Raw genomic sequence first — 17194 nt, 5'->3', positions numbered from 1 at the left:
TGAGGAGAAAAGGAGATAACTATTTAGCACGTATACCTAACTAAGCCAATGGAGACACGAAAAACGACACTGGAGATATCCGGCATGTCGTGTACGACGTGTTCGGGGAACATCGAGGAGGCTGTTGGGAGCCTCGACGGTGTGATAAACGTAAGTGCGAATTTTGCGGCCGATGAGGGCCATGTCGAATACGACCCCGACAGCGTCTCGCTTAAGAGTATTTACGAGTCAGTCACGGAATCGGGGTACACACCGGAACAGGCACAACAGACGATTACGGTGCTTGGCATGTCATGTGCAACCTGCTCGGGTACCGTTGAGGATGCGCTTACCGAAGCTCCGGGGGTAATTGACGCTGACGCCAACTTCGCCAGTGACGAGGCACTCGTCAGTTACAACCCACAAGACACGTCGTTTGATGACCTTTACAAAGCAATCGAGGACGCGGGGTACGACCCCGTCGAAGAGAACGACGATGAAGATATGACCGAACAGCGCGAACGCGCTGTCGAGCGAGAACTGGGAAGGCAACGCCGGCTGGTTGTTGGCGGTGCCGTTGTGACGGTTCCGTTCATGCTCGTGATGGTGGAAATGGCCCCTGGTGTCCCCACATTCGTTCCCGAGTCACTCTTTGGGCTCTCGTTTGAATGGATTGAGTTTGTTCTGGCAACGGCGTTGATGGCAACACTTGGCAGGGAGTTCATTGAAGGAGCCTACCGGGCGCTCGTCAACAACAGACAGGCAAACATGGACACGCTTGTTGCGGTCGGCACTCTGACGGGATATCTCTACAGTACGACTGTCCTGTTCAATCTTGTTAACGGTGGTCTCTACTTCGAGGCTGTCGCGTTTATTTTGTGGTTTATTACGGTTGGCAACTGGCTCGAAGTCCGGTCGAAAGCCCGTGCAGGCGATGCACTACGCGAACTGCTCGAAATGGAAGCTGAGGAAGCGACTGTCATCAAAGACGGCAAAGAGACGACGATTCCGTTGAAAGAAGTCGCTGTCGGTGACGTGATGAAAGTCCGACCCGGCGAGAAGATTCCGACCGATGGCAGCGTTGTCGACGGGCAAAGTGCAGTCGACGAGTCGATGGTTACCGGCGAGTCCGTACCGGTCGAAAAGAGCGACGGTGACGAGGTTATCGGTTCGACAATCAACGAAAACGGTATCCTGCAGGTTGAAGCGACGAAAGTCGGCTCAGACACTGCAATCCAACAGATTGTCGAACGAGTCAAAGAAGCACAGGCCACGCAACCCGATGTTCAGCGTCTCGTCGACACGGTAGCAGCGTATTTTGTTCCGGCAATCATCATCAACGCAGTCATCTGGGCAATCGTCTGGTTTCTGTTCCCTGAAACCATGTACGACCTGTCCTCGACCGTTGGGTCGTGGATCCCAGCGCTAGAACCCGTTGGTGGCGGTCCGGAGGTTGCAGTCCCAGGGACCGCGGTTAGCGTTCCATTGACAGAGTTCTCGATGGTGGTCCTCGCCAGCGCATTGCTCGTTGCCTGTCCCTGTGCGCTGGGACTGGCAACGCCGGCCGCGACGATGGTCGGCTCAACGATTAGCGCCCGGAACGGCGTCTTATTCAAGGGGTCGGACGTGCTTGAACAATCTCGTGGCATCGACGCAGTCGTCTTCGACAAGACAGGGACACTTACTCACGGCGAGATGGAGCTAACAGATGTTGTCACACCAACAGGGTTTGACCAGCCACGCGCCGACGGTGGGGTTACCCCTGGCAACGCTGACGACACCGATTCTGCTGTGACCGACCGTGGGCCGACACTTGACGCTGAGTTCGATGACCAGGCATTGCTCGGTGCCGCCGCGAGTGCAGAGCGCGGCAGTGAGCATCCGTTGGCACAGGCAATTGTTGATGGGGCCCGTAACCGTGGTGTCGAACTCTCTACACCGGAGACGTTCGAGAATGTCCCCGGCCACGGTATCCGTGCGACCGTTGATGGGAGCGCAGTTCTCGTAGGCAACCGGAAACTACTGGCAGACGCAGACGTTGCTCCAGACCCTGCTACCGAGGTGATGGAACGCCTCGAACGCGAGGGAAAAACCGCGATGCTCGTCGCAATAGACGGTGAACTGGCGGGAGTGCTCGCAACCGCCGACAAGGTTCGCGAGAGCGCGAAAACGACGATTAAGTCGCTTCAGGACCGAGGGGTGGATACGCTGTTGCTTACTGGTGATACTGAGAGAACTGCCCGTGCTGTCGCGGGAGACCTTGGTATCGACCCAGAGAATGTTCGTGCGGGTGTGCTTCCCGACGACAAAGCAGATGCAATCGAAGCGATTCAGGCTGATGGAACCCGGGCGATGATGGTTGGTGATGGTGTTAACGACGCCCCGGCACTGATGAGCGCACATGTCGGCATCGCTATTGGCAGTGGAACTGACGTGGCAATCGAGAGTGCAGACGTGACGCTGATGCGGGACGACCCGGCAGATGTTCTCAAGGTACTCAACGTGGCAGATGCAACTATCGAAAAAGTCTATCAGAACCTCTTCTGGGCATTTATCTATAACATGACGTTAGTCCCGATTGCCTCTCTTGGACTGTTGAACCCTGCACTGGCCGGGCTAGCGATGGCGGCTTCAAGCGTCTCTGTTATGTCAAACAGTCTTGCGTTTATCAACTATAACCCACACCGACGGTATGTCTTCCTCCCGTTCCGACCTGTTGCTCGTCTCTTGCGTTGAGAGAAACAGGCCGAACGGCTTATTGATGACAGAACCAAACGAGCAGGCATGAGAGTAAGACACACGATTTTGCAGGTATCGGTTCCGTACTGTACTGACAGGCTTTCCCGAGGCAGATGACCACCGTCGACGACCTGTGGTACCTTGCCGACGAAGCGACACAGCAGGCCGAACAAACGTACCATCGGCTTGCTCAGGGAGACGACGATTATCTCGAGTTTAATACGACCAAACAGGTCTCCAGACGCCGATTTAGAACCGTTGCCACTCGTATCGAAGATAACGGTGCGCCGTACGGAGCTCATACGCTCACACAGCGGCCGAACGGAGCGCTCCTGTTGGTACGACATGATGCGATTGACCTCTGGGTACTCCCCGGCGGAGAGACAGATACAGACGAGACATTCTACGAGGCTGCAGTCCGTGAACTGCAGGAAGAAGCCGGTATCAAAGCAGAGTATGACGGGCTCGGTATGTTGGGAAAAGTCACATTCGAGTGCGACGACCACACAACATGGGGTGTGCTCCCGCTGTACGAGGCACACACAGCGCCAGTTGAGCCGACCGTTCAGGACCCGGACGGTGAGATTACCGAGGCACGGTGGTTCGACGAGTTGCCTGCCGACACTCGTGACCGCGAACAACTGTCACTCTGGCGAGAGCAAGACTCGTGACTGAGAGAGCAACTTTCGGCCGCTAACGGGCTTTCGTGTTGTCGGGTCTTCTGAGGTGGGCCTCCCGTACGGGTTGTCTGGATAACGAGGAGAGATACAGTATACAAACTAGGTTCAGGCATACAACGACAGGGTCGTTATTGGCTATCTACCGGGAACCGTATACGACACAGAGTTGAATCACAAGATTACTCGACAGTTCCGTATACTATGTCATCACTTAACACACTTAATACGATTCACCACCATCTACAATAACCGTGTCCCAGTGGTGTAACACGCCACTTTCGAAGGGTGAATGCAAAACATTTAAGTACTTTTCGCCGATACTTATATTACCGAATCAACGGGACTTTTCAGGAGGTTTCATCCTGCCCGTAGTTCCACCCCTACTACCTATGAGCAATTCAAACACACGGACGCGAACGCAAGAGTCCGAAGAGACGGAGGAACGATCGAGCAGTACAGTATCCTGTCCAGAGTGTAGCGGCAAGCTCGTACAGGACGACGAACACGGCGAGACAGTGTGTCAAGACTGTGGCCTCGTCGTCGAAGAAGGCTCGGTCGACCGCGGGCCTGAATGGCGAGCATTTGACTCTCAGGAAAAAGACGAGAAATCACGCGTCGGGGCACCAACGACGAACATGATGCACGACAAGGGGCTGTCGACGAACATTGACTGGCGTGACAAAGACGCCTACGGCAACGCCCTCGGCGCGAAACAGCGAAAGAAGATGCAGCGACTGCGCAAATGGAACGAGCGGTTCCGCACCCGCGACTCCAAAGAGCGTAATCTTAAGCAGGCACTCGGTGAGATTGATCGGATGGCGTCCGCACTTGGTCTTCCCGAGAACGTCCGCGAGACAGCAAGCGTCATCTATCGCCGCGCACTTGACGAGAATCTCCTGCCGGGTCGCTCTATCGAAGGTGTCTCGACAGCATCGGTGTACGCTGCCGCACGACAGGCAGGTGTTCCCCGCTCGCTCGATGAGATTACCGACGTGTCACGCGTCGAGAAAAGCGAGATTGCCCGTACGTATCGCTACGTCGTCCGTGAACTTGGTCTCGAAGTCCAGCCGGCTGACCCCGAAAGCTACGTCCCTCGGTTCGTCTCCTCGCTTGGCCTCTCCGAAGAGGCAGAGCGTCGTGCCCGCGAACTGCTCCAGAACGCCAAAGAGAAGGGCGTTCACTCCGGTAAGTCGCCGGTCGGCCTCGCTGCAGCAGCCGTCTACGCAGCGGCACTGCTGACCAACGAGAAGACCACACAGGCTGCCGTCAGCGAAGTGGCTGATATTTCTGAAGTCACTATCCGGAACCGATATCACGAACTGCTCGAAGCCGAGCAGGGAATCGCGCTGGCTTAGAGTCCGCCGTTTCTTACAGTCAACTCGATAGCACTGCTCGAAAAACACGTTTCTAGCACTATTTTAGTCCAGATTAGCTATCGTCTGTTGCCCGATAGCGACTTACTCCAGTATGTCGACGCCAGTAATTTCGAAACGAGCACCACCTTCATCACTTTCTATCACGTGGATTTCCCAGTCTTCGGCCAGAACGATTTGCTTGACAATATTTAACCCAAGACCAGTTCCCGAGTCGCCGGTTGAATAGCCGGCTTCAAGGCTTTGTTCGCGCTCATCTTCAGGGATTCCGACTCCATCATCTTCAACATAAAACCCGTCATCGATGTGGCCCACGGTAATAGTGACATCCTCCCCACCATGGGTGACTGCATTGGTAAAGAGATTCTCGAACAGTTGTTTGAGCCGCGTTCGTTTGGCTATCACGCTGGCGTCCGTCTCTACACGGAGTTCTGCCTCCCCTGTTGGTGTGATTTCCCAACACTCGCTTGGTAGTTCGGAAAGAGACACAGGTTCGGAATCGGAGTCAGTTTCGCCGTGGTGTGCGAGCGCGAGGAGGTCGTCAATCAACTGGTCCATCCGTGTGACTGCTCGTCGGCATCGTTCGATTTCGTCCTGGTCTTCTGTTTCGATCATATCCAGCCAAAGCGAGAGCACGCTGAGCGGGTTGCGCAGGTCATGGCTGACGACCGAGACGAACTCATCAAGGCGCTCATTCTGTCGTTGGAGCTCTTTCTCGCGTTCCTTGCGGTCGGTAATGTCCCGGAAGTAGCCTTGGATAAAATGTGTCCCCTCAATCTCGACAGTCCGTGCGCTGATTTCGACCGGTATTTCGGCACCGTTTGCGTCCTTGACGTAGATATCCGTTCCTTCGCCGAGCCGCTCTGCACGGCCAACACCCGAGGTTACGTGGTCTCTGAAAATTTCGGCGTATTCTTCGGCTCGTTCTGGAGGGTGAAGGTCTGTCTGGTGCATTCCGATAATTTCCTCGCGGGGCCGGTCAAGCAACTCCGAGGCGGCCTGGTTTGTCTGCTGAATCTCGCCCGATTCGGCATCCGCGACGAAAATGGCATCCGGCGCTGCATCGAGTAGTGTCCGATAACGCTCTTTTGCCCGTTCGAGTTCGTGCTCGCGTTGCTTTCGCTCCGTGATATCGCTAATGACACCAACATAGCGGGGCGATAACCCCTCAATGTCGACGAACTCGGCACGCGCATATATCCAGATGTCACCGTTATCGACTGACTGGATACGGTACTCTGCCTCGAATGGATCGTGTGTAGGCAGGGCCGCTTCGATTTCACCCTCGAGTATTCCGATATCTTCAGGATGCACTCGCTCAGCGAACGCCTCGTACGTTCCTTCGAACGTCCCTACTTCGAGACCGAACAGTCGCTCTGTCGATTCGTGCCAGACCACGTCGTCCGTTTCTGGATCCCACTCCCAGACCCCGGCGTTCGAGCCTTCAAGTGCGACTGTTAGTCGCTTCCGTTGTTGTTCGAGTTCGCGCTCGCGTTCCTTGCGCTCTGTAATCTCCCGTATTGTTCCCCGGACTCGTTGACAACTGCCGTCCTCGAACACGGGGTCACCAAGCGTCCGAATCCACTTTCTGGTTCCGTCGGCGGCGATAATTCTGGCCTCGATATCGTAATGCTCGCCGGCTTCGATAGCGTCTCTGAATGCAGTCCGCATTCTTTCGCGGTCGTCAGGATGATAGAACTCCGTAATATCTTCCTTTGGCGTACACTCGCGGCTGGGATCGGCACCGTATATCTCATACACTTGGTCGCTGTAATACCCGTCTTCGGTCTGTCGGTCCCATTCCCAGACACCAACATCGGCAAGTTCATGCGCTTTCGAAAAGAGATAATCGTGCCGATCTACTTTTCGCTCGGCACGATACTGGTCTACAGCTGTCTCGACTCGCTTGGCTAGCAGCTCGTACTGCTCTGAGCCGTTCTGTTTGCGGAGGTAATCGGTTACGCCCGCTGAAATCGCTTCGCTGGCAACTTCTTCGCTTCCTTTTCGGGTAAAGAGAATAAATGGCAAATCAGAATACGTGTCTCGGACCTCATTAAGGAATGTGAGTCCATCTTTTCCGGGAATTTCATAGTCAGAGATTATACACTCTATCTCGTCTGATAGCAGTGTCAGTCCCTCCTGAGCACTTGTCGCCGTCTCGATTGTAAACTGCTGGCTCTCGTGTTCAAGAAATGTCGAACTCAAATCTGCAAATTCAGACTCGTCGTCAACATATAGTATCTTAATACTCTGATTCATATCTTTGATATTATGACTGTACGATAAAGTGCTTACTTGTCTCTCCGTTGAATTGGCTGTGGTTCTAATAGTATCAGAACGTTACAAATACACACACACAATCGGTGTACTGGTCGTGTTTCTGCTAGTGTGGGGACAACTGGTTCGTTATCAATTGGCAGTTCTCATTTCTGTCGCTGGTCAGTGAGGGTCAAAAGACCTTTATTTGTACTGCGTGCATCTCACAGTAGCTATGCGACCCATCGACGACTCACCACTTTCGCGGGACGGAAAGATGCTCATCCTGGCGTACGACCATGGCCTCGAACACGGACCGGTCGACTTTGAGGACGTACCCGAAAGCGCAGACCCTGAACGCGTCTTTGAGGTGGCGACACACCCGGCTGTAACGAGCCTCGCTGTACAGAAAGGCGTCGCCGAAGCGTACTACCCATCCTACAAGGAGGAAGTCGACCTGCTGGCGAAGGTCAATGGCACGTCGAATCTCTGGATGGGCGAGTACGACTCCGCAGTCAACTGGTCGGTCGATTACGCTGAGGATGTCGGTGCCGACTCGGTTGGCTTTACGCTCTATGGCGGCTCGAACCACGAAGTCGAGATGGCCGAAGAGTTCCGCGACATTCAGGAAACTGCCCGTCAGCATGATATGCCGGTTGTGGTGTGGGCCTACCCGCGTGGACAAGGCGTCAAAAACGACACCAAAACCGATACCATCGCGTATGCGGCACGTCAAGCGATGGAACTCGGGGCCGACGTGGCGAAGGTCAAATACCCCGGTAGCAAGGAAGCGATGGAACACGTTATCGAGATGGCTGGGCCGACCAAAGTCATCATGTCCGGTGGCTCCAAACGGAGTGACCGCGAGTTCCTCGAAAGCGTCAAAGCCGTTATCGACGCAGGCGGTGCGGGGCTGGCGGTCGGTCGGAACATCTTCCAGCGCGAGAACCCCGAATACATTCTTGACGCGCTTGAAGAGGTTATCTTCGAGGAATCGTCCGTCGACACGGCACTCGCTGCTGCTGACAAGTAGTCTAACGGTTCTGTCCAGAGTATGACTGATACAATCGAGGCGGTCTTCGATACTGTTGCAGCGACCGCGGGAGACGTACGTACGGTCCTTAGCTCCCGTCGCTCTTATGAGGCAGCTGAGAACCCGAGCGGTGAACAACAACTCGCAGCTGACGTGTACGCAGACGAGCAACTCGAAGACGAGTTACTCGCACTCGCCGAGGTCGGGTCCTATGCGAGCGAGGAACGTGAGAGCGTTAGCACTGACACGGGTGCATATCACGTCGCTTGTGATCCACTCGATGGCTCATCGAATCTCAAATCGAACAACAGCATGGGGACAATTGTCGGTATCTATGACGAACCGCTCCCGGCACCCGGTGACGCACTGGTTGCAGCGGGCTACGTCCTCTATGGCCCAATTACGACGATGGTCACTGCTGTTGACGAGAGTGTCACTGAGTATCTAATCGAAGACGGTGAGCGCGAGGTCCTGAGCGAAGATGTACAGCTTCCAGATGACCCGGTTGTCTATGGATTCGGCGGCAGGGTTCCGGACTGGCCAACTGAGTTTGGGGCGTACGTCGACGATATCGAGGACGAGCGCCTGAAGCTCCGGTATGGTGGGGCGATGGTGGCCGACGTAAATCAGGTCGTCACCTATGGCGGTCTCTTTGGCTACCCGATGCTTGCCGACAGACCCAACGGAAAACTCCGCCTCCAGTTCGAAGGGCAGCCGATGGCATACATTATCGAGACCGCTGGCGGCGCGTCTTCTGATGGGACAGAGTCGCTACTCGACAAAACCCCAGATGGTCTCCACAGCCGCACGCCAGTATTCGTCGGCAACGAGTCGCTGATTGCTGGGCTCGAATCGAAGCTGTAACTCCCAGTTCGTTTCGGCTTGTGACATGCTTGCCTGTTCAGTGCTGCTTTTAGCCTCGCGATGCAGGTAACAGCATTACGACATCAGTAGCCGAGATAGAATGCAACCGATTTCAAAAGCAGATAGACAGTCACCAGCGGAATGCCGACGAACGTTACAACAGTCTGCAAAAGGCCAAGCGGTAGGATACCAAGTGGTAAGAACCCGAGTGGGAGAAAGCTGAGAGGGCCGCCGCTTTGTCCGACTTCGAGTTGTGATTGGCTCTGGTTCCCGCTGATACTGATGTTGTAGGTTCCCGTCTCGTTGAACTGCCGCGTGAATGTTACGGGAATGGCCGCCCCACCGGGCACCTGTGGAACCTCGGACGTATCGACAACTTCACCGTCAACTGCTAACTCCGCGATGAAATTCGCCGACTCCTCGCCATCGTTCCGAACGGACCCATCGACAAGGACAGTATCTCCGGGTGCGATACTGCTCTCGTTAAGCGAGACATCGATGACACTGAACAACTCCTCGCTGACCTCGAATTCATCTTCGCCTCCACTTTCGTTTCCAGTGGTGGCTTGGACAGTCACGGTACCTGCTGTGGTCCCGTTGACAGCAACTGCAACCGACCCACTCTCGTTGAGACGTGGCGAAAACGTCACTGTCTCTGTGTCACCAGCAGCAACGTCGACGGCTGTTGTGTTAGACACTGACCCGTTCAATTCGAGGCCCGCCCTAAATCTTCCAGTCTGTTCTCCGCTGTTCTCGACAGTAGCGGTCACTCGAGCGGTGTCGCCCGCCTCAATTTCGGGTGTCTCGACTCTTGCATCAGTCACCTGAATCGTCGTCGAGCCGGTGTCCGTTCCGTTGTCTGTTCCTGTCCCGTTCTCTCTGTCCGTCTCGTCTGTCGTGGGAGTTGTTGCGACAATCCCAAACCGTGAGAAGCCTGGTGTCGTCGCGTTGAACTGATACTGGCTGTCGGTCTCGTTTACTGTTGTGGTGTCTAGGTGCGTCCACTCCCCATCCACGTTTCGACGAAGTTCGATATCTTCGGGAGAGATATCTAACGTCTCCAGTCGCTCGCTGTCGATACTAAAGGTAAACTCGACACCGGCTATCTCTGCTGGTCTGAGGTCACTCAAGAGAGTAAACCCGCCAACTGCAGTCTCGTTATCGGCGGCTCCATCGAGGACTGCTCCGGCGCCGACCGCAGAGAGTGCAACCGAGAAGCTAGTGCTTACTGTTGGCAGTATCGAGAGTCTGTCCAGCGTGATAGCGTCCCGCTTGAGAAGGGGCGGTTTGCTGTGATTGACTGTTCCAATATTGAGTCGCTCGTCAGCGAGCGTTCCTGTGACACTGACGAGACTACTCTGTGACCCCCCAGCATTGTCCCGGTCGATGATAACTACCGGCCCCGTCGTTTCGTTTTCCGGTACCACCGATTCGCCGCTGTCGAGGCCGTCTGTGAGGTTAAGCTCAAGCTGGTCGACATCCGTGTTACCAAACTCATCTTCGACAGTCAGCGTTACCGTGTGTTGTTTGGGGGTAAATTCGTGGACAACACGCTCGCCGCTGTCAGTTGTCCCGTCGCCAAAGTCCCAGCGATAGGTAAGTCGCTCTCCCGATGACTGACTCCCATCGAGTGTTACGTTAACCCCAGCAGAGGCTCCGAAATCAAGGCCAATGACCGCGTTCGGACCCGAGCGGTCTGCCTCGATATTTCGTACTATAGAGAAAGTCGCATTATTTCCGGCCGTGTCGGTTGCTTGTTCCAGTGAAACGGCGTATTTCCCTGATTCGGGTGGCTCGTACTCCATTACGTATTGGTTTGCGCGGGGATTCTCGAAATCGTCGAGGTCCAGTGTGACGTTCTCTGGACCGGAAATTTCGACATCGAGTGTTTCGAGTTGCTCATCGAAGCGAAATTCGATTTTTGCAGGGCCACCGAGAGCATCGGTCACATCTGTTCCGAGGACATCCGGGGGCACACCATCCATGCCTGTCACTGTTACTGACTCGCCTTCGTCCACTGCAATCTGTGTCCCGTTTATATCTGTAATATTGCTCGCGGAACTGAGGCCTACTGTCAGTTTGTCAGCCTGTATTGGCTCTTTCAGTACGACTGTAACCGTCGCGTTTGACCCGACAGTCTTGGCACGCACATGTGATATCTTCCCGGCAGTCAACAGAAAGTCGCCTGCAGCTATCGAGTTACGCTGAATGCCAGTGTCGTCGACGAGCGTAATGTTCACTGCTGTTGTGTTAACCTTCTCGGCGCTATGGAGGCTTGGCGGCGAACTGTCGTTATTCTCTGCCTGTAGAGCCGTGTTTTCACCCGCAACTGTTCCGGACGCAGCCACTGCGAGAGCGCCGACAACACAGACGACCACGACAGTCAGAAACACCGCCCTCTCACGCCGTGTTTCAACTACGCCGGCCCAGTGTCCGCTGCTCATCTGGCGGGGATACGCGATGGGGGCGTATAAAATCGATTTCGCTATTCCCAACGATGAAAATTGGAGTGGCTGTGCTGGGATAGACGGACCGATTATTCGTCAACGAATTCGCGTTTGATTGAGAGGACAGTACGCTCGAACGAGCAGACCACATCGTCATCTTGGTTGAACACTTCGACTTCCATTGTGACGATTCCGCGTTTGCCGTCGCTGGTTTCTCGTTTGTCCCGTACTGTTGTCTCTGCACGGACCGTGTCGCCGTGATAGACCGGCTCAGGGTGTTCGATATTGTCGTAGCCGAGGTTTGCGACGACGGTGCCATCAGTCGTATCCGGAATGGTCATTCCAACGGCCAGTGCCAGTGTGTAGATTCCGTTGACAATACGCTCACCGAACTGTGTCTCGCTCGCGAACTCGTCGTCCAGATGCAGCGGCTGCTGGTTCATCGTCATGTCACAGAACCGTTGGTTATCGGATTCGCTTATCGTCCGTCGTTTGTCGTGGACAATTGTTTCGCCAACTTCGAATTCCTCGTAGGAGAGCCCTGACATGTGCGTAAGATGCACCCCCGGCCCCAACTAGTTTTCGAGGTTTGTCCTCAGAGTTCGATGCGTTCTACGATGGTATCGTCGCCGCTGTGGGTGTTGACCGCGACGATGCGCAGGTGTTCTTTGAGTCCGGAGCTTTCGATTTTCCTTTTCAAGAGGTGGTCGACCTGATAGACGCCGGCAGCGTTGGTCATCTCGATTTCGACGAGCACTGGCTTGTCGACATCCGCTTCGAGCGCGACTTGCTCGATAGCCTGGCTTGAGACGGTGTTAATACCCCGGCCACCGCTCTCATAGGGGACACGGGAGCGCCCCCGCTCCATGTCGAGTGCATCCGAAACGCGGACGACGCCTGCTTCCATCGTCAGCGGGTCTTCCGTGCTGTGGTGACAGACGATTGCGTGAAGGACTTCGCCCTTCACGCGGACTGATTCAGCGATGCCATAGAACTCCGGTAGAATTCGGTCCAAGACGTCTGATGCGAGCGGAATCGAGTAGTAGGCGTGGTCGTCGCGGTGAGCGACGTGTCCGATATCGTGCAAGAGTGCTGCGAGTGCGATAATGACTGGCTCATCAGCCTCATCAAGGCCCTGCTGGGTAGCACCGTTGAATTCGACGCCGCCGCTTTTAAGTAGGTCGTACAGGCACAGCGCCCGGTTCCACACAATCTCGATGTGTTTCGTTCCGTGGTCGTTGTAGCCAAGGCGGTCGACTGGGTTTGCATTCTGGGCTTCGAGGTACGCTACAATCTCCTCGTCATCCGTGACGTAGTCCAGTACGTCGTTGACTCGCTCGTCCGGGAACGCATGCTCTGCGTCCGGGTCATAGTATCGGCCACTACGTTCGTTATCAGTAGTCCGCACTTCATCTCTCATTAGTCGATTGTTGTGTCTCTTCGAGAAAAAGCGTCCGGATAACTGTGTTTTTTGCTGCGAACAACCGGACGAAACAACTCAGTCACACACAGTTGCCGTCAGAACGCCAGGACTGGGATTTGAACCCAGAATCCCGAAAGGGAACACGCTTTCCAGGCGTGCGCCTTGCCGTTCGGCCATCCTGGCCCATCGAACCTTAGGACGGGGCTGTGATTAAGGCCTTTCGTTCCGTGCCGAAAGTTTGGGCCACAACAGGTGGGCAGACACAGCAGTGAGGATACACACAAGGACTGCCACACCCACCATGGTACCAAATCCGACGAACTCGCCCGCTAGCAGGTGATAACCCTGCAACAAGACGAGAAAGGAGAGCATGCCGACAACTCCCCACAGTATGCTGTTTTTGAGGTGAGTCTCCATCTATCTTGTAAGCAACCCGTTATTTCGTCGCGATTGCTTCGATTTCGACTCCCACACCCTTTGGTAGTTCGTCGACCGCGATTGCGCTCCGTGCTGGCGGCGCCTCCTCATCGAAGAACGTCTCGTAGATTTCGTTCATCTGGTCGAAGTCATCGATATCATCGAGGTACACCGACACTTTCAGAATATCACTCATTTCGACTCCTGCATCTGCAAGCACAGCTTCGACGTTTTCCAATGCCTGTTCAGTCTGAATGTCGATACTTGCGCCATCCAACAAGTCTCCTTCGGGCGTCAGTGGAATCTGGCCGGCGGTGAATACCAGACTGTCCGTCTCGACACCTTGACTGTATGCGCCTACCGCTGCCGGTGCGTCTTCTGTATGAAGTATTTCCCGCATACATGACTCACCTCACGGAGTGTATATAAAAAACCCGGAGCACAGATACGGCTGGGTCGCCCCGCTTTGGCTCACTACGCCGCTACTTCGGAATCCAGACCAACGGGACGTGATTCCAGGCCCACGGTTCTTCTGGTTTCTCAGTAACCTCCCAGAAACTTCGAGGCCACGTGCCGACTGCATCCTGAATCGCGCGGTACGACAGAGTACTTCTCCCTTCAATGACCAGTTTGAACCGCTCTTGGAACCGCTCTAGGTCGAACCCTGGGTCTCGTTCAATCCGTTCTTCTGGCTCGTCAACAACATGTTGGTAATGTCGTTGCCCGTTACGGTTGATATAACTCATGATGAGATAGCCGCCCGGTTCGACAGCGTTATACAGTTGCTTAAGGGCCTGCTGTGACTCCTCGACGTACGCCATCGTTCCAAAACAAAACACTGTCTCGAACTGTCTATCTGGCTCGAAGGCGGGCAAAACGCCGTGTTCGAAGTCGACATTTTCGACCGCTTGCTCGCGTGCCCGGGTCTGGTTCTCGGTCAGAACTGACTCGGCAGCGTCGAAACCGACGGCTGTTGTCTCGGGATACGCTGTGGCAACCTCGAACGTGACTTCACCCGGGCCACAGCCGACATCTGCAAAGGATGCTGGCACTCCCTTCTCGGCAAAGAACTCATGTAACAGGTCGATTGCGTGATGGGTACTCGGTGTCGCGCCGTTTCGGTCATCTTCGTCGGCTGTGTTCCAGAAGCTGTCCCAGTCGATTGTCTCTTCGTGTGTCGTTCCGGTACTCTCTGCTGTCGATGTGTTGTCTGTCATTGGTTCTGGGTTGTCGTGTCCGAAGGGTGCTTTTGTCGTGGTTTTCGGTTCGATGACTGTCTCGCTTTTAGCTTGCGTACGTGCCCGCCGTTGCTGTGTAGCCGCCTCGATTGCAGTGACTTGGTGGCTACAGCCTGCGGTCGAGGAAATCGGCGAGCAACTCGAAACTCCGAATCTTCTGGTCGATATCTGTCGAGCCGTGGCCTTCCTCGCCGAGTTCAGTGTACTCGAAGTCGCCGTCCTCGCCCTCGGTCAGCCCTTGCTCTTCGAGTGCATCACGGAACAGTCGGGCCTGCGAGATGGGACAGCGCGGGTCGTTGACGCCGTGGATGCTGTAGATTGGGTCCTGAACGTTCTCGACGTGGTTGATAGCCGAGCGCTCGCGGTAGAACTCCTCGTTTTCCTCCGGGTCCCCGAGCATGTCTTCCAGCCCCGACTTGAACTGAGGCATCGACTCCTCGTAGAGTTGCAGGAGGTCGGTCATGCCAACGCGGGCGACGCCGGCGGCCCACGGCTCGGGGTGCATCGTCATCTGACAGTACGCCGAGTAGCCGCCGTAGGACCCGCCGACGACGGCGATACTGTCTGGGTCGACCGAATCCCGTTCGGCCAGCCACTCCGCGCCACGACGGACGTCGATTTGCTCTTTCCCACCCCAGTCCTCGCGAACGTGATTGCGGAACTCCCGTCCGCGGCCCGTCGAGCCGCGGTAGTTCGGCGCGAGGACGGTGTACCCCTCGCTGACGAGGAACTGCAGATAGAGGTTGAATCCGCGCTGAGTCTGTGCTCCCGGACCGCCGTGGACGTAGACGACAGCCGGTCCTGGCTCCTCGCGGGTTTCGTACAGCAGTGCACCGATATCTAGGTTATCTTCAGATTCGTAGGTGACAAACTCCGGGTCGACGAACAGTGACGGGTCGATTCCGTCGTACTCCGGTTCGATGACCGTCGAAACGGCGTCCTCTGTGAGCTCGTACCGCAGCAGTTTCTGGCGCTCGGTGCCGGTTTGGTTCGTCAACAGCAGGCTCTCGTCGCCGACGAAGCCGCCCGACTTGCCGCCGACACCGGTTACAACCCCTGTTGGTACGTCGAGTTCTCGACTCTTTCCTGTTTCCACGTCGTAGACGACGGGCACCGTCCCAGCCTCGCGCGTCCGGACGGCCAGAGCGCGGTCGCCGTTCTGTGAGACGGCTAACGGTCGCTCAACGCCCTCGCCTTCGCTGAGCCATCGGACGCTGTCGTCCCGAAGGTCGTAGACCCCAGTACGCTCGAGGTCGGGTGTGTCGTCGCCCACGAGCAACCGCTCACCGTCTGGGAACCAGTCCTCGACGCGTGCTGTGGCACCGATTTCTCCGATATCAAGCCGCCCTGGCTCGCCACCGTCCGTGTCGACGATATAGGCATCCACATTCTCCGGGTCGTCTGTCTCGTTAGTCGAGTAGGCCATGTGGGAACCATCCGGAGAGAGCGCACCAGAGCGATGATACACCGGTTCCTCGTGCTCGGTCAACTGTACCGATTTGTCGTCGGCGAGATCGTACCGATGGAGGTTCATCTGCCCGGCGTGGTTCGAGACGTAGACGAGGAACGTCCCGTCAGGGTCGAGCGCAGTGCCCTCGCTGGCGACGCCCATCAGGTGCGACTGTCCGTCCATCTCGACGACGGGTTCTGCCTCGCCGTCGCGCGTGATAACGTGAATATCGTTCTGTTCGTCGCCGTCCTCGTCACGATGGAAGTAGATGCACTCGCCGCCCGGTCCCCACTCGATGCCGCCCGAAAGGCTCCGTGGGACGTTCCCATCGCTCCACTGTGTCCACCCGCCGTCGTCGAGCGAGAGTGTGTACAGCTCAATTCGGCCGCTCCTGTCGTGGAAGAAGGCGAGTTCGTTTCCGTCCGGCGAGACTGTCGGCGCGTAAAACGATGGCAGGCTCGCGAGCGTTTCCGGTTCGATGTCCGCATCCTGAATTGTGTCGTGTGTCTGTGACATTATGTCGTGTGTCGTCCAGTGTTCCGCGTAATTGTTTCGTCAGGGGGTTCCGTTAGGTCAGGGAGAGATACGCGCGTCAGTCGAGAATCAATTGAAGGTCGTTGCCGGGGCCACCGGGCGGGACCTCGATATCCTCGGGGAGGCCGTCGACCCACGCTGCTCGCCAGTCGTCGCTGCCCGCTTGGGCACTCTGTTTGCAGTCTTGGATCTCACCATCGACAGGGTGGCCCGAGAAAATGATACGCTCGGTCGTTCTGTGCGGTTTACCGTCCTCACTGACGACGTGGTTTACTTCTGTGACTGCCTCGATGTTGTCGAGTGCAATCGAAATTCCTGTTACAGCCTCGATTTCTCGGCGTGCCGCGGCCGCCCAATCCTCGCCCTCCTCTACGTCGCCGTGTGGGGCTACCGCGATACCGTGTCCATCGTGTATCAACAACAAGAGCTTGTCATCATCGTTTCTGAGTTCGAGTACAGTATTGCCAGCGATGTCGCTAGCGCAGTAGTCGAACGTCTCATGTTCCTGTGTCTCGGTAGCGAAAACGACGTTCTCGCGAGAACGTACGTCCTGGGGGTCCGCGAGCGAAAGTTGCGTGTCGATGTCGCTTTCCTGTCCGCCGTAGTGGTATTTACGTGACATGATTTATGTGTGATTTATTTGATATACCGTACTATCCAGTGTTCGATTGCTATCGGTTCAGCTAACCGTATCTTACACCCAGGGCTGCTCTGCCGGGAGTAATCAGTAGCTGAGACTCCGCATTAAAACTTGTGAAAAA

At 55.7% G+C, this 17194-nt stretch carries 14 protein-coding genes and 1 tRNA gene; 5 read left to right on the top strand and 10 right to left on the bottom strand.

Translation table 11 applies throughout. From position 1 onward, the window contains the following. Positions 1 to 48 precede the first annotated feature (48 nt). The 3 genes from N5098_RS13340 to N5098_RS13330 all read left to right on the top strand — a co-directional run bounded on the left by N5098_RS13340 (position 49) and on the right by N5098_RS13330 (position 4753). Positions 49 to 2715 (top strand): heavy metal translocating P-type ATPase, encoded by a 2667-nt coding sequence (locus N5098_RS13340; RefSeq protein WP_267638372.1) that lies wholly within the window; start codon positions 49 to 51, stop codon positions 2713 to 2715. Between the two features lie 116 nt (positions 2716 to 2831). Further along, on the top strand, positions 2832 to 3389 hold the full coding sequence (locus tag N5098_RS13335) for an NUDIX hydrolase (protein ID WP_267638371.1): 558 nt from the start codon (positions 2832 to 2834) through the stop codon (positions 3387 to 3389). 398 nt (positions 3390 to 3787) lie between these two features. Beyond that, complete coding sequence (locus N5098_RS13330) at positions 3788 to 4753, top strand: transcription initiation factor IIB (RefSeq protein ID WP_267638370.1); 966 nt, start codon at positions 3788 to 3790, stop codon at positions 4751 to 4753. Between the two features lie 102 nt (positions 4754 to 4855). Here the strand turns inward: N5098_RS13330 and N5098_RS13325 are convergent, their stop codons facing one another. Continuing rightward, entirely contained in the window at positions 4856 to 7030 is a 2175-nt protein-coding gene (locus tag N5098_RS13325) for a hybrid sensor histidine kinase/response regulator (protein WP_267638369.1), read from the bottom strand. 232 nt (positions 7031 to 7262) lie between these two features. Here N5098_RS13325 and N5098_RS13320 point away from each other — a divergent pair, with 232 nt between their 5' ends. Beyond that, on the top strand, positions 7263 to 8060 hold the full coding sequence (locus N5098_RS13320) for a class I fructose-bisphosphate aldolase (RefSeq protein ID WP_267638368.1): 798 nt from the start codon (positions 7263 to 7265) through the stop codon (positions 8058 to 8060). Positions 8061 to 8081: 21 nt separating this feature from the next. Beyond that, a complete protein-coding gene (locus N5098_RS13315; protein WP_267638367.1) occupies positions 8082 to 8924 on the top strand; it encodes a class 1 fructose-bisphosphatase in 843 nt (280 codons plus the stop codon). Between the two features lie 83 nt (positions 8925 to 9007). Here N5098_RS13315 and N5098_RS13310 read toward each other — a convergent pair whose 3' ends face one another. The 9 genes from N5098_RS13310 to N5098_RS13275 form a co-directional block, all read right to left on the bottom strand. Next, positions 9008 to 11368 (bottom strand): PKD domain-containing protein, encoded by a 2361-nt coding sequence (locus tag N5098_RS13310; RefSeq protein WP_267638366.1) that lies wholly within the window; start codon positions 11366 to 11368, stop codon positions 9008 to 9010. Between the two features lie 92 nt (positions 11369 to 11460). Beyond that, positions 11461 to 11919 carry a MaoC family dehydratase gene (locus N5098_RS13305; protein WP_267638365.1) on the bottom strand — a complete coding sequence of 153 codons (459 nt, stop codon included), beginning with the start codon at positions 11917 to 11919 and terminating at the stop codon, positions 11461 to 11463. A 47-nt stretch (positions 11920 to 11966) separates the two neighbouring features. After that, the gene (locus tag N5098_RS13300) at positions 11967 to 12791 is read right to left on the bottom strand and encodes an HD domain-containing protein (RefSeq protein ID WP_267638364.1); all 825 of its coding nucleotides are present in this window, start codon (positions 12789 to 12791) and stop codon (positions 11967 to 11969) included. Positions 12792 to 12895: 104 nt separating this feature from the next. Beyond that, positions 12896 to 12977, bottom strand: a tRNA-Ser gene (locus N5098_RS13295). 27 nt (positions 12978 to 13004) lie between these two features. Further along, a complete protein-coding gene (locus N5098_RS17810) occupies positions 13005 to 13211 on the bottom strand; it encodes a DUF7981 family protein (RefSeq protein WP_465261605.1) in 207 nt (68 codons plus the stop codon). A 19-nt stretch (positions 13212 to 13230) separates the two neighbouring features. Further along, positions 13231 to 13611: a Rid family detoxifying hydrolase gene (locus N5098_RS13290; RefSeq protein WP_267638363.1), complete on the bottom strand. Its 381-nt coding sequence runs from the start codon at positions 13609 to 13611 to the stop codon at positions 13231 to 13233. An 82-nt stretch (positions 13612 to 13693) separates the two neighbouring features. Then, a complete protein-coding gene (locus tag N5098_RS13285; RefSeq protein ID WP_267638362.1) occupies positions 13694 to 14428 on the bottom strand; it encodes a class I SAM-dependent methyltransferase in 735 nt (244 codons plus the stop codon). Between the two features lie 127 nt (positions 14429 to 14555). Continuing rightward, entirely contained in the window at positions 14556 to 16415 is a 1860-nt protein-coding gene (locus tag N5098_RS13280) for a S9 family peptidase (protein WP_267638361.1), read from the bottom strand. A gap of 76 nt (positions 16416 to 16491) precedes the next feature. Continuing rightward, positions 16492 to 17055, bottom strand: coding sequence for an NUDIX domain-containing protein (locus N5098_RS13275; protein ID WP_267638360.1), 564 nt, complete (start codon positions 17053 to 17055; stop codon positions 16492 to 16494). Positions 17056 to 17194 lie beyond the last annotated feature (139 nt).

The organism is Halovenus rubra (assembly GCF_026586665.1).
Taxonomy (GTDB): Archaea; Halobacteriota; Halobacteria; order Halobacteriales; family Haloarculaceae; genus Halovenus; species Halovenus rubra.
The sequence above is the reverse complement of the archived record's forward strand: the minus strand, read 5'-3'. Positions and strand labels throughout refer to the sequence as shown.

What these genes read in the sequence shown, in the direction of transcription:
- N5098_RS13330 (WP_267638370.1), top strand. Translation starts at nt 3,788, where the DNA reads ATGAGCAATTCAAACACACGGACGCGAACGCAAGAGTCCGAAGAGACG.
- N5098_RS13325 (WP_267638369.1), bottom strand. Translation starts at nt 7,030, where the DNA reads ATGAATCAGAGTATTAAGATACTATATGTTGACGACGAGTCTGAATTT.
- N5098_RS13335 (WP_267638371.1), top strand. Translation starts at nt 2,832, where the DNA reads ATGACCACCGTCGACGACCTGTGGTACCTTGCCGACGAAGCGACACAG.
- N5098_RS13305 (WP_267638365.1), bottom strand. Translation starts at nt 11,919, where the DNA reads ATGTCAGGGCTCTCCTACGAGGAATTCGAAGTTGGCGAAACAATTGTC.
- N5098_RS13315 (WP_267638367.1), top strand. Translation starts at nt 8,082, where the DNA reads ATGACTGATACAATCGAGGCGGTCTTCGATACTGTTGCAGCGACCGCG.
- N5098_RS17810 (WP_465261605.1), bottom strand. Translation starts at nt 13,211, where the DNA reads ATGGAGACTCACCTCAAAAACAGCATACTGTGGGGAGTTGTCGGCATG.
- N5098_RS13290 (WP_267638363.1), bottom strand. Translation starts at nt 13,611, where the DNA reads ATGCGGGAAATACTTCATACAGAAGACGCACCGGCAGCGGTAGGCGCA.
- N5098_RS13340 (WP_267638372.1), top strand. Translation starts at nt 49, where the DNA reads ATGGAGACACGAAAAACGACACTGGAGATATCCGGCATGTCGTGTACG.
- N5098_RS13310 (WP_267638366.1), bottom strand. Translation starts at nt 11,368, where the DNA reads ATGAGCAGCGGACACTGGGCCGGCGTAGTTGAAACACGGCGTGAGAGG.
- N5098_RS13275 (WP_267638360.1), bottom strand. Translation starts at nt 17,055, where the DNA reads ATGTCACGTAAATACCACTACGGCGGACAGGAAAGCGACATCGACACG.
- N5098_RS13300 (WP_267638364.1), bottom strand. Translation starts at nt 12,791, where the DNA reads ATGAGAGATGAAGTGCGGACTACTGATAACGAACGTAGTGGCCGATAC.
- N5098_RS13320 (WP_267638368.1), top strand. Translation starts at nt 7,263, where the DNA reads ATGCGACCCATCGACGACTCACCACTTTCGCGGGACGGAAAGATGCTC.
- N5098_RS13285 (WP_267638362.1), bottom strand. Translation starts at nt 14,428, where the DNA reads ATGACAGACAACACATCGACAGCAGAGAGTACCGGAACGACACACGAA.
- N5098_RS13280 (WP_267638361.1), bottom strand. Translation starts at nt 16,415, where the DNA reads ATGTCACAGACACACGACACAATTCAGGATGCGGACATCGAACCGGAA.